At 47.4% G+C, this 12,683-nt stretch carries 8 protein-coding genes; 4 read left to right on the forward strand and 4 right to left on the reverse strand.

The annotated features are described in order from the left end of the window. The first annotated feature begins 18 nt into the window (after nt 1-18). Genes ACSSS3_RS05695 through ACSSS3_RS05710 form a run of 4 tightly spaced genes read left to right on the forward strand, consistent with a single transcriptional unit; the run spans nt 19 to nt 4,402 of the window. Complete coding sequence (locus ACSSS3_RS05695) at nt 19-324, forward strand: hypothetical protein (protein WP_228229143.1); 306 nt, start codon at nt 19-21, stop codon at nt 322-324. A gap of 21 nt (nt 325-345) precedes the next feature. Further along, a complete protein-coding gene (locus ACSSS3_RS05700) occupies nt 346-549 on the forward strand; it encodes a hypothetical protein (RefSeq protein ID WP_442846771.1) in 204 nt (67 codons plus the stop codon). 2 nt (nt 550-551) lie between these two features. Then, on the forward strand, nt 552-2,030 hold the full coding sequence (locus ACSSS3_RS05705; RefSeq protein ID WP_442846772.1) for a proton-conducting transporter transmembrane domain-containing protein: 1,479 nt from the start codon (nt 552-554) through the stop codon (nt 2,028-2,030). Between the two features lie 2 nt (nt 2,031-2,032). Beyond that, entirely contained in the window at nt 2,033-4,402 is a 2,370-nt protein-coding gene (locus ACSSS3_RS05710; protein ID WP_442846773.1) for a DUF2309 domain-containing protein, read from the forward strand. Nucleotides 4,403-4,558: 156 nt separating this feature from the next. Here ACSSS3_RS05710 and ACSSS3_RS05715 read toward each other — a convergent pair whose 3' ends face one another. From ACSSS3_RS05715 to ACSSS3_RS05730, 4 genes are all read right to left on the reverse strand, one after another. Then, a complete protein-coding gene (locus ACSSS3_RS05715; RefSeq protein ID WP_442846774.1) occupies nt 4,559-6,328 on the reverse strand; it encodes an alkaline phosphatase in 1,770 nt (589 codons plus the stop codon). Nucleotides 6,329-6,413: 85 nt separating this feature from the next. Further along, the gene (locus ACSSS3_RS05720; protein WP_442846775.1) at nt 6,414-7,532 is read right to left on the reverse strand and encodes an alkaline phosphatase; all 1,119 of its coding nucleotides are present in this window, start codon (nt 7,530-7,532) and stop codon (nt 6,414-6,416) included. Between the two features lie 78 nt (nt 7,533-7,610). Continuing rightward, nucleotides 7,611-9,419 (reverse strand): RagB/SusD family nutrient uptake outer membrane protein, encoded by a 1,809-nt coding sequence (locus ACSSS3_RS05725; RefSeq protein ID WP_442846776.1) that lies wholly within the window; start codon nt 9,417-9,419, stop codon nt 7,611-7,613. A gap of 18 nt (nt 9,420-9,437) precedes the next feature. Next, the gene (locus ACSSS3_RS05730) at nt 9,438-12,464 is read right to left on the reverse strand and encodes a SusC/RagA family TonB-linked outer membrane protein (protein WP_442846777.1); all 3,027 of its coding nucleotides are present in this window, start codon (nt 12,462-12,464) and stop codon (nt 9,438-9,440) included. Between the last annotated feature and the right edge of the window lie 219 nt (nt 12,465-12,683).

Consider the following 12,683-nt stretch of genomic DNA (forward strand, 5'->3'; position numbering starts at 1 on the left):
TTTAAACGCAACTGCATTATGAAAACCGAGAACAACGCCCTTACTTCAAACAAAACCGAAACCTTCCAGCTCATCGACGGCGAATTTAGTCCGGCTGAAGCTTCTACCGTGATTATGAATTTGCTTGACGAAAAAATCAACTTCCACAAAATCAGAAAACTACAGATCTGGGAAAAAGATCACACCATCAATACCGATAAAATCAATGCGCGTATCGAGGCTTTGGAAGCCGAAAAAGCGAAAGCTCAGCAAACCTTCAAAAAACTTGCTCAGACCAATACCCGCCTTAAAGTAGATGGCGCTATTAAAATTACATTGCTTTAACAGCCTCCCGAAATTGATTTGATGAAAATCTTAACCTTCCTCCAGACCGTGATTTTTATACTTCTGCTGCTTGTCCCAAGCCTTGCAGATGAGTTTATAAAAAACCCGGTTATCCTTGAAAAACTTACCCTCGCCACCGGAATTACGATACTGGCTGTACTTATCAAATTTGCAAAATCAGCAAACCCAACCGGTGAAACTGCTCAAAAATCAATTAACTCCTGAAGATGAATACGCAATACGCAACACATACACACTCGCTTAAACAGGACTCCGGTGCTGCTGCAGTAAAAAGCAATGGGATTGGCCGTCTGGTAAGCATCCTTTTATGGCTGTTATTTATCGCCAATCTAGCAGGCCTTATCTTTATGGCAAACCAGCCTTTGCTGCTCAAAGCTGGTGATTTTATCATCTTTAACCATTTTAGCCTCCTGATCTGGACTACGGTCACGTTTTTTGGAGCCGTCGTAAGCACCTATGCCGCAAACTACCTCAAAGGTTTCCGATACCACGGCCGCTTTATGGGGCTTACTTTTGTCTTTACGGCAACCGTTATGCTTCTGGTAGTCTCTAACCACCTGGGCTTATTGCTGACAAGCTGGCTGCTTATGGGGGTTTTAATGTCGCGTTTAATAGGCATTGACAGGGACTGGGCAGAAGCTCGCGCAGCTTCCCGGTTTACCCTGAGTTATTTTCTTACGGGCAGCTTATTTTTGGGCCTTGCCGTGGTAGGACTGGCGCTGTACACCGGTGAACAAAGCCTTACAGGTCTTTCAGCCAGTATGGCCAGCTTACCTAAATACGTCACCCTTCCGGCAGCTTTGCTTATCATTCTTGCCGCTTTGGTACAGTCTGCGATTTACCCTTTTCACCGCTGGCTGATGAGTGCGATGACCGCGCCTACACCGGCTTCGGCGTTGATGCACGCGGGTTTTGTAAACGGTTCGGGTATTTTACTCACACTTTTTGCCACAGTACTTTTCGCATCAAACACACTTACGCTCCTGTTTATCATAGGCGGTCTTACCGCGATCATCGCGCAGTTTGCCAAGCTGCTTCAGGTACACGTTAAACAAAAACTGGCCTGCTCTACCATCGCGCAAATGGGCTTTATGATTATGCAGTGTGGTCTCGGTTTTTTCAACGCGGCTATAGCCCACCTCATCCTGCACGGTTTTTACAAGGCCTACCTGTTTTTATCTTCAGGAGAAGAAATCGCGCAAACCAAACCCGAAAAACCGGCACATTTGCACATCAAGCCGTTGCAGGCCGTCGTGGTCTCTATCTACGGAATTCTGGGAGCTATGCTCTTTGCTGTACTCACCGGTAAAGGTCTTAACCTCAACAGCAGCGTGTTCTTAACCCTTATTGTTGCCATCACCGTAGGCCAGGCAACCTACAATATTGTTAAGGAACAAAGCCTGAGCACCCTTCAAAAAACATTCATTCCGCCGGTGCTGTTTTTTCTTGGAATTGGGGCCTACGCGCTCATCTATAACGGCATCACCTTCCTGATGCGCGATCTGCCCAGACCCGAGCAGGCTCTGCCGCTTTCGTGGCCACAGATCATCTTTGGTATTATTTTCCTCATTGGCTTTTTTGCGATGAAACTGGGACTGTACCACAGATTGCCCTGGCTATACGTAAAGCTGCTCAACCTCACACAGCCCTATAAAAAAACAATTCTCCTTTCTAAATCAAAATAATTATGAATCCACAACTGGCCCATACCATCACTAAAGCCGCCCGCACGGTTGGCAACACCTGGCCGCTCTACACCTTTGTAGCTTCAAACCCGCTTACGGGATATGAGGATATGAGTTTTAGAAAAGCCGGACTTTTAGCAGGAGAATACCGCTCTGCACAGGCATTTCCGGGTGTAAAAGCACTACGTAAAGCCTGGAAAAACGGAGCAATTGATGCGAAACTTTTAAAAGCTGCTCTTAAAAAAGAAGGCTTTACCGAAACACCGGACCATTATCTGAACTTTTTAGAAGCCCAAAAGCCCGAAATCTCAGCAAATGCACACCAGGAGCTGGACCGGGTTATGGTAAAATGGCTTGCTGCCTTCCTGGATGAAGGTCTGGCCGAATGGTCTATGCCCTTTAAAACCGAAGGTTTTTATACCGCCTGGAGGTATCTCGCCATTTACGACACCGAAATCGGAAGAGTAAGTCTCAAAGACATTCCCAAAACCCCGGAAGAAACCCTTGAAAACCTGTTGCAGGAATACAGCCCTGAAGAGCAGGAAGAGATTTTTACACGTCATCTGGCCGCATTACCCGGCTGGACGGGCTACATCAGACAACGGGTGCAGGCAGCGACCGACTGGCAGCAGGAATACCCCATAAGTCTGGAAGAATATCTGGCGGTACGCCTCTGGACCTGCGACCGCTTAAACCTTCCGTTTTTTGTGGATATTGCCCGTCAAAAAAAAGAAAGTGAAGCCCAGCAACTGCAATACCTGTGGCTCAAAGCCTGGGAAGAAAGCTGGCAGAAAAATCTGCTGAGCAAGCTCGAAAAAAGTGGTATTTCCGCAGAGCGAAAAGAAGCAAACGCACGCCCCGATGCCCAACTGGTATTTTGTATTGACACCCGCTCAGAAGCCATACGCCGCAATATCGAGGCTCAGGGTAACTATGAGACTTTTGGCTACGCCGGTTTCTTCGGTATCGCGATGGATTATGAAAGTACCCGCGACGGCATCACCCGTAAAGCCTGCCCTCCCATCGTAGAATCGGCTTATACGGTTACCGAAAAACCCCGGGAAGAAGAACAGGCGGCCTTCAAAAAATACGAGCAGAAAAACCGCTTGAAAAACTTTAAAGACTATGCCTTTAAACGGATGAAAAACATGCTGCCTTCTGCCTTTGGTTTCGTGGAAGGATCTGGTGTTTTCTACGGAATCGCCCTAATGGGACGCACCTTGTTTCCTGCGAGCATCTATAAAGGAAAGGAGCAACGGGCAAATGACCTGGAATCCTGCTGCGAACCCGATATGCACAAAAATGCACACGCAGATGAGCCTGTTTTAAACATCAGTCTGGCTGAAAAAACAGCGATTGTTAAAGGTGCCTTTGACCTGATGGGCTGGAAGACTTTTGCACCAGTGGTTGTTTTTGCCGGTCACGGAAGCCACTCGGCCAACAATCCCTTTAGCTCCAGTCTTGATTGTGGCGCCTGCGCAGCCAGCCCCGGCAGACATAACGCGCGTATGCTGGCTGCTCTGGCCAACCTGCCCGAGGTACAGCGGCAGTTAAAAGAGCAGCACGGGATTGAAATCCCACAGGACACGCTGTTTGTAGGTGCCGAGCACAACACCACCACCAATGCGATTGTCTTGTTTGACAGTGCCTTCACCAAAGCCCGGCAGGCTCAACTGGAGTCTTTAAAAGCGAGTTTGAAAAAGGCGCAGCAAACAGCCAATGCCGAAAGCTTTCAAACTGCAGGCAATACCAATCTCAAGGCATTCAAAAAAGCCAATAACTGGAGTGAGACCCGCCCGGAATGGGGCCTCTCTAAAAATGCAGGCTTTATAGTAGGACCACGTGCACTTACCCAAAATATGGATCTGGACGGGCAGTGCTTCCTGCACTCCTACGACTGGAAAAGCGATGCCGAAGGCAAAGCCCTTGAAGCTATTATGAAAGGCCCGATGACGGTAACGCAGTGGATCAACAACCACTACTACTTCTCTGCGGTAGACAACGAGCAGTATGGTGGCGGTTCTAAAATCACGCACAACATCACCGGAAAATTTGGAGTCGTACAGGGCAACGGCGGCGACCTGAAAGTAGGTTTACCCCTGCAGTCGCTCTTTAGTTCAGATGATGAGTTGTACCACTTACCCCTTCGGCTTTCGGTAGTGATACAGGCGCCGGTATCGCGGGTATCGCAGATTCTTATCGACAACCCACAGCTGAAGAGCCTGCTCGATAACAAATGGATTCACCTGCTGGTAATTGATCCGCAGCAAAATGAGGAAGTTTTCCGCTACGCGAAAGGATTAGACTGGAAAACGGTAGAAAAATCTCTTTCAGCTAAAAATTCAAAACCGGAACAAGCGGTGATGGCTTAACCGGAATTCTTAAAAATGAGAGGAGGCTGTCTAAAAAGTCTTAATAACTTGAGTTGTCAGGTTGAGCCTGTCGAAACCGATTTTAATAATCAGTAAGTTGAAAATAGTTCGACAGGCTCAAGAGGACACGCCCTGCTTTTTAGACCGCCACCTTTTTTAGGGTTTTAGCTCAAGCGCTTCCAGAATACGCTGAAAAATTTCGGCGTTTTCATATACCCCGCGGAATAATTGCGCGCCCGGACCATAGGCGAAAACCGGTACCATAACTCCACTGTGATCTGTTGAAAGGAAATCGCCACGCACGGTTTTTTGATCGAGGTCTCCCCCCATTATGCCAAAACCTGAAGTCTCGTGATCTGCCGTAATCACCACCAGCGTGTTTTTATGGGTGTCTGCAAATTGTAATGCCCTTGCGATGGCAACATCAAAATCAAGCATTTCCTGAATAATTCCGGCGGCGTTATTGGTATGCCCGTTGCTGTCTATTTGAGCAGCTTCGGCCATCAGGAAGAAGGGCTTTTCGGCAGCCTTGAGTACCGAAAGTGCCCGGGTCAAACTCTGCGGAAACAACTCCCCACGCCCGTTGGCTATCGAGGGTACTTTGCTTTCGCCCAGAAAAACGGCGGTTTTTTCAGTCAAATCAGTAAACGAGTCGAGACTTTTAATCGTAAATGCCGCTGAAATACGATCGGCTTTTGCCTTGCCGCCTGCCATAAAGAAGTTGATCCTGCTCGCTTTCAAATCGGCTAAAATACCCTCTGAGTCATCCCGCTCAGCACGATGCGCATAAAAAGATGCCGGTGTCGCGCCGTCAATAGCATCTGTACTTATCAAACCCGTATTAAAGCCCCGAAGTGAGAGTATTTCGGTGATGTTTTGCAGGGCTTGGTCATAGGAGTCCACGCCTATCGCGCGGTTATGTGTTTTTTGACCGGTCGCCATCGCGGTACCACCTGCGGCAGAATCGGTTACCAAATCATCTGCAGAGGCCGTCTTTGAAAACCCGATATCAGTCAATTGGGTTAAGCTCAGCGATCCTCCATTTGCGATTTGCGCCGAAGTAATCTGTGTCAGCCCGTTACCATCCCCTATAAGTAAAATCACGTTTTGGGGACGGGCATTGTAATCAAAATCAAAAGCAGGTTTGTAAACCTCAACCTGTCCGGTATTGGTATAGGTATTCGGCTTTAACTGATTCAAAAAATCGGTAGCCCGGGCGGGTGTGTCGGTATTGATGTAGTCTACTCCCAGATTTGCCAAAGTAGCCCAGGCTGTTTTGGTATCGGGACTTGCCCAGAAGCGCACCGGTTTTCCGGCAGCGTGCGCGGTATTGATAACGGCTTCTACCCGTTGTAAATCTGCAGCGACCATACGCCCCAGACCATTCCACACCGAATAGTTTTTGAAATTTACACTCACGAGTGCGACGTTACTCAGGTCGATGCTTTTTAAATCATCTGTATTTTGGTGATCAAACTGAATAAAATCAGGGTACTTCCCGTAATCTTCCGGTTGCGGTCGATTTCCCGAAATCACCAACTCCAGATTTTCAGACTGCGTAAGCGCCGGGTAATTTTCAAGGAGTTGTACCAAAGCCTTCAGCGTAGGTTCGGTAGCAGATTTGATATCGATAAGCAACTGAAGCTTTCGCAGGTCACCGGTGCGTGCCAGTTCGGCTAAAGGTTCTAAATACAAACGTTCCAGCGTGTTTTCCGGAAGAATTTCGGCCTCGCTGTGCGTAACGTAAAGCCTGTTTTCCTTTAAGAACACATCTGCTTCGATGCTTGCCGCGCCACCCACATAAGCTCCCCAAAACGGAAACTCCTGTGCATAATCGTTGTGCGCGTGCACCTGATACGGGGTTTCACGCTGTGCATAACTTCCGCTAAAGACGAAAAGCACACACAGAAAAAATAGCTTTTTCACAAAAATAAATTTTAAGGTTTTCATTGAGCCTGTCGAAATGCAGACTAATCCAATCGTCTTCGACGAGCTCAGACTGACAATGGGTTTAACGAGCGTTTATAGCTTTTAAAATTTTGTGGTAAATCGCGGAGTTTTGATAGATCCCTTTAAAGTTTTCGGCTCCCCTTCCTTTCGCAAAAACAGGGATGAGTTCGCCACTGTGCTGATCGGTGATAAAATACACAGCTACTTTTTCGGGGATTTCGGTTTTCTTTCCGGTTTCCGCATCCAGCTCATAGTACTTGCCAATGCTGGCTCCGCCGGTCTCGTGATCGGCAGTGACTACAAGCAGGGTATTGGGATGGCTTTCCACATAATCGAGCACCGCACCCAGAGTCTTATCAAAATCGGCCACCTCGCTGATCATCATTTCGGGGTTCCTATCGTGACCGCCCCAGTCGATGTACGAACCTTCAATCATGAGGAAAAAAGGTTTTTCGGCTTTGCCAAAATACTCCAGTGCCTCAAGACTGGCCTCTTTCAAGAAATCACCACGCCCCTCTAATTTAGATGGAAGCCCTTCATCTTCAATAATAAAGGCGTTGCGCATTCCGGCTTTTGAATTGCCCAGTTTAAGGGTATCCAGATTGTAATTACGCTCCAATATCGTATTGAACAGGTTTTTACCATCGGCGCGCTGACTGAAGAATTTGCGGCCTCCACCCGCTAAAAAATCTACATCTGCTGTTGCGAGCTGCTCAGCGATTTCCTCGTGTAAATCCCGGTCTTTTACGTGTGCGTAAAAAGACGCCGGGGTCGCGTGCGTAATCGAAGTCAGGGAGATGAGTCCGGTTTGATAGCCTTCGTTTTTCAGTTTTTCTAAAATAGTTTCCTGCGGAATCGTGTCTTTTGAAACCCCAATCGCGCGTTTGTAAGTTTTTTGCCCTGTGGAAAAGGCCGTTGCACCGGCTGCCGAGTCGGTAATTAAATGACTGGTAGAATAGGATTTGTGCAGGCCTATTTCTTCAAAACGCTCAAAATTGGGAGTCTCCTCACCAAAATAAAAGGCGCTCGACACCTGTGGAATTCCCATCCCGTCGCCAATCATTAAAATCACACTCAGGGGTTCTTCGGTTTGTTTTTCCTGGGCACTAACCGTTACTGCACAGGCATTTACCAAAACTGCGCTCAGCACAGCCATACTTTTTTTAATACAATTCATCATTCGGTATTTTTTAAAATTTGAAACGGCAAGGATCACTCCCTGCCGTCTTCAAAACTAAATGTACTACATATTATTTAGTTAATAGCCTTCATTCTGTTCCAGATAGCCGGGGGTGTTTGAAGCTCCGTCAATCGCAGTCTGTGGAATTGGGAACAGACGGTGTTTTACATCGGCATCGGTTTTTGAGGTCCAGGTGTCCTCGTATTTACCAAAACGAATCTGGTCTGTACGTCTCGACATTTCCCAGTAAAACTCAAAACCGCGTTCTCTAAAAAGCGTTTCAAGCGTGATCGACGTCCAGGGTTTCGGTGTCTGATCAGGTCTTGCCGTACGGGAAGCTCGTACAAAATTTACATCGGCCAGCGCACCGCCGTTGTCGCCCTTGCGCAATTTGGCTTCGGCACGCATCAGATATACATCTGCCAGACGCAGTAACACAAGATCTACATCACTGTAGTTGTTTCCGTCAGGAGAAGTCTTTGAAAACTGCCATTTCGCGAAGCGGTAACCACCGGCGTAGCTGTTGGTATTCTGAATGCTGATGTCGAGTGTATGGTCAACATAATACACGATATCCTCAAGATCTGAACCGTTCTCACGCGCTTCAGCCAGGGGATAAATACGGTATTTGGTCTCTCCCGAACCGTCTGAACCGGTCATAAAATCGCCCGATCTGAACTTCTCTTTACGAGGCGCCCACATCGTACCGCGAATGATTCCACGGTCGATTTCAAAATCGGAACCTGCCAGGAAATAATGATCCTTATCGGTTTTTAGGCCCAGGGTATCTCTGAAATACGGGGTAAGACCCGAAATATCTTCAAGCGCTGCCGGTACCTGCGCGTTCTTTTGATAAAAACGGGCATCAGCATCTGCAGGGTCAACCGAACCGTAAGCATCTACCCAGGTCTGGTAGAAATCGGGCGTGGCAGCAGGACCGTCGGTACCGTCCATACTCAGATATTTATCGCCCGGTCTTGGGAATAAGGAACCCGACATAGACCAGTATGCCCAGCGGTTGTGATCACTGCTCAGGACACCACGAAGGTCTAATGCAAAAATAAGTTCGGCATTATCGTGGTTTTCATCATTAAACAGGTCAAAATATTCCGGAGATAAGGCAAAGCTGCCCGAGTTGATCACCTTATCGGTATAGGTAATCACATTGTTCATATCGGCATCGGTAAAATTGGGTGTGCCGTAGGGATCGCGGTAAACCGCAGCGTTCAGGTATAATTTTGCCAGAAAACCGTGTACCGCAGCCTGAGACATTCGGCCCGGAGCTTTATCGGTATTGATGTGTTCTAAAGACGCTAAAAATTCGGCTTCTATATAGTCAACCGCATCTGCACCGCGCAGGACCACAGAAGTTTCTGAAGTCGCTTCTTTTTGGAAGGCAAGCCCCCAGCTGTCTAAAAACAGCATATTCTCATACGCACGCAGCGCACGCATTTCTGCCAGCGCCTGAACAGCCTCGGCATCACCGGCTTCAGCCAATGGCTTCAACACGTCTATAGCTGCAACGGTTCTGAACAAAGCCGTGGTAAGATAACTCCACGAGCTGCTTACCAGATCATTTCCTGCCGAAATGAGGTGGCGGTGTGTGGTGGTATAGGTATCGTTATCTGCCCATTGGGTACCGCCCAAACCGGTACGCGGTGGTAATATAGCCTCGTCTGAAGCGATTTCCTGCAGCCCAAAATACCGCGTGTGTCTAAAGGTGCTGGGTAATATTCCGTAAGCGGCAGACAGCGAACCGGTGATGGGCTCGGTAAGACCGTCTGTTCCGGTAAGGGATTCGTCAATGATTTCTTCTTCAAGGTCGGTGCAATTCCACAACAGTAGCGCGCTAAGACCAACAAAAAGGGTTCTTATATGGAAATTCATAACTATTCAGTTTTAAAATTAGAAGGAAACATTTAGCCCAAACACAACCGTGCGTGCTCTGGGATAGGTGAAGTAATCAATACCAAAAGACTTGGCATCAGAAGACGAACCGGTGTTGATCTCGGGGTCAAAGCCGGTGTAGTCTGTAAGTACAAACAGGTTTTGCCCGGTCACCGAAAGACGCAGGTTTTGAAACCAGTTTTCAAGACCTAAAACCTCCGGTTGCAGATTGTAAGCCAGGGTGGCGTTGTTCAGTCTTAAGAAACTACCATCTTCCAGATAACGGGTAGACACGGTGTTTGAATTATTCGGGTCTTCGTTAGGGAATTCTATAGCCTGATCTGTCGTGTTCAGCGAATTTGAAATTTGGGTTTTATTGAACAGATTCATACGGGTATGGTTATACACTTCATTCCCGCTCACCCCGTTGAAGTTGAGTGCCAAATCAAAATTCTTGTAGTTGAATTTGAAGTAAAACGCATAAATCAGGTCTGGTATAGAGCTTCCGGCAGAAACGCGGTCGCTGTCATCAATCTGGCCGTCACCGTTAACATCTCTAAAAATATTAAAGCCGTCTTCGTCAATACCCAAAAACTCGCGCATATAGAAATTCCCTATAGGCTCACCGTTGATGTACCCGTTAATGGTAGCCCCCGTTTGCCCCGAACCGCTGGCAGTACCGGTAGTCACGATGGTAAAAGGCGAATCTTCGATCTTGTTTTTGATATACGAGAAGTTTCCGCCAATATTGAACGAAAAGTCCCGGCTGCGGTCACTTTGGTAGTCTAAAGCTACTTCGATACCGCTGTTTTTGATTTTCATTCCGGGGATGTTTTGCCACTTGAAGCCTACTTCATCAATAGGATCCTGAGTAGAGAAATACAGCAATACATCGGTGGTTTCTTTAGCGAAATAATCTACCGATCCCGAAAGGGCATAGTCTAGAAAGCCGAAGTCTAAACCGATATTCGTCTGTGCGGTTTCTTCCCAGCGCAGATCGGGGTTTGCGGTACGGGCAAAAACAAGACCGTAGTTGTAGTCGTCGCGGTTGACCACGCCATCGTTAAGCGGGTAGATATCATCATCTGCAAAGCTTTCGCCATAACTCAAACGCGTTTGTTTCGATGGGATTTCCTGATTCCCCGATTTACCCCAGCTGGCACGCAGCTTCAGATTGTTGATGCCGCTGTCTGCCATAAACTCTTCTTTGAAGATATTCCATCCCAAAGCAACCGAAGGAAAGATCGCATACCTGTTGTTGTCTCCAAACTTGGTAGAACCGTCTGAACGCAGGGTGGCAGTAACCAAATACTTGTCTGCAAAATCGTAGTTGATTCTTCCGAAGAAGGATTGCAGTTCGTTTTTGGTCGCGTTAGAATACTGGCTTTGCTCGCCTTTACCCTCGCCCAACTGATAGCGGGGCTCGATGCCGTTATCCGGGAAATCTTCAATATAATACCCCTTGGCGTGGATAAAGAATTTTTGATAGGAATGACCGGCAAGAAGGCTCAAACCGTGATCTCCAAACTCCTTAGTGTAATTTAAGGTGTTTTCAACGAGTTGGTTTTCGTTTACGGTAAAGGTCGAATTGACAGAACCCAAACGGAAATCAGGATCTTCGGCGTACGGAATGTACTGTACATCGCGATCGGTCTTGGAGTAATCAACCCCCAGATTGAGTTTGTAGGTAAGCCCTTCAAGGATCTCAAGCGAAGGTGAAATGTTTGCGATCATCCGGTTATTGGTAGCATAATCTCCGTAGATGCGCTCAAAAGTAAGCGGATTCAGACCCGTCCCAAAAACCGTAGGCTCCCCGTCTGTATAGGCCGGTGTAGTTGGATTCAGGCTGAGCATATTGCTTACCGCGTTGTTAATATTGGGGCGGTTATACTCGGTACGGGTGGCGCTTAGATTGATGTCTACCTTAAGACGGTCGTTAAGTCCGTTTTGAGAAACATTGGCCCGTGCCGAATAACGCTTTAAGCCGCTGTTGTTTAAAATACCTTCCTGATCGTTAACACCTAAAGAGGTGAAATACGAAGTTTTGGCAGTACCGCCGCTCATCGAGAAGTTGATGTCGTTACTTATCGCAGTGCGGGTAAGCTCATCCTGCCAGTCGGTATCTGCCCCGTTATCGTTAAGACTGCCGTCGATTTCCTGTACCACGCGTCTAAACTCGTCTGCCGAAAACACATTGATTTTATTGGCCAAAGTAGCGATTGCCGTACTGGCCGAAAAATTCATCTGGGTACGGCCTTCCTTACCTTTTTTGGTCGTGATGACTACCACCCCGTTTGCAGCACGCGAACCGTAAATCGCAGAAGCCGAAGCGTCCTTAAGCACATTTATCGATTCGATATCCTGAGAGTTGATGAAGTTAAGCGGGTTTGTAGGCACTCCGTTTGAAGAGTTATCCAGTACAAAACCGTCTATCACATAAAGCGGGGAAGTACCGGAACGCAGGGTTCCCACCCCTCTGATTACGATATCCTGACCGGCACCGGGCTCACCACTGGCATTGGTCACATTAAGACCGGCCACTTTACCCTGTAACAGGTTACCGGGGTTAGAAACCACACCCTGGTTAAACTCTTCAGAAGTCACCGAACTCACCGCGCCGGTAAGGTCAGATCGTTTTTGAGTCCCGTAACCAATGATCACCACCTCATCAAGCTCTGAGGTGTCTGCTTCTAGCTGAATGCTGTATTGGGTTTGCGCACCCACCGTCACCGTTCGGGTTTGAAAACCTACATAGGAAATTTCCAAAACCTCGCCTTCCTGGGCGTCAATCGTAAAATTTCCGTCAAAATCTGTGGTGACGCCACGCGTCGTGCCCTGTACTTTTACGGTAGCACCGGGCAGCAGTACTCCGTTATTGTCTGTCACCGTACCGGAAATTGACTGTTGTGCGGTCGCAGTGAAGGCAGGTGTTGCCGGTAACGAAGCTCCAAAAGTGGATTTCGCTTCAAGTGTAGGGGACAAAAGTATAAGTGAAGCGAAAACACCCATACTTTTAGACCGAATAGTCTTAATTTTAAAATTCATGTTTAAGTTATTGATTGGACAATGCTTAATAATTGAGTGCGCAGTTGTTGGTAGCAGCTGCGCTTTTTTTGTGGATTTGTTTGACATATTATTTTACAGGACCACGATTCTGACCGCTAAATAATCACAATCTTTACAGAAGAAATTTACGGGAAGGTTACCGCTGCGTTAAACTTATAAGGCTGCTAAAACCTTTTACGAAGGTGGAATGACAGGATT

Source organism: Leeuwenhoekiella sp. H156 (genome assembly GCF_052218455.1).
GTDB classification, from domain to species: Bacteria; Bacteroidota; Bacteroidia; order Flavobacteriales; family Flavobacteriaceae; genus Leeuwenhoekiella; species Leeuwenhoekiella parthenopeia.

Bases quoted from the DNA above. Each gene is read 5' to 3' on its own strand.
- ACSSS3_RS05695 (WP_228229143.1), top strand. From the start codon at position 19: ATGAAAACCGAGAACAACGCCCTTACTTCAAACAAAACCGAAACCTTC.
- ACSSS3_RS05700 (WP_442846771.1), top strand. From the start codon at position 346: ATGAAAATCTTAACCTTCCTCCAGACCGTGATTTTTATACTTCTGCTG.
- ACSSS3_RS05705 (WP_442846772.1), top strand. From the start codon at position 552: ATGAATACGCAATACGCAACACATACACACTCGCTTAAACAGGACTCC.
- ACSSS3_RS05710 (WP_442846773.1), top strand. From the start codon at position 2,033: ATGAATCCACAACTGGCCCATACCATCACTAAAGCCGCCCGCACGGTT.
- ACSSS3_RS05720 (WP_442846775.1), bottom strand. From the start codon at position 7,532: ATGATGAATTGTATTAAAAAAAGTATGGCTGTGCTGAGCGCAGTTTTG.
- ACSSS3_RS05725 (WP_442846776.1), bottom strand. From the start codon at position 9,419: ATGAATTTCCATATAAGAACCCTTTTTGTTGGTCTTAGCGCGCTACTG.
- ACSSS3_RS05730 (WP_442846777.1), bottom strand. From the start codon at position 12,464: ATGAATTTTAAAATTAAGACTATTCGGTCTAAAAGTATGGGTGTTTTC.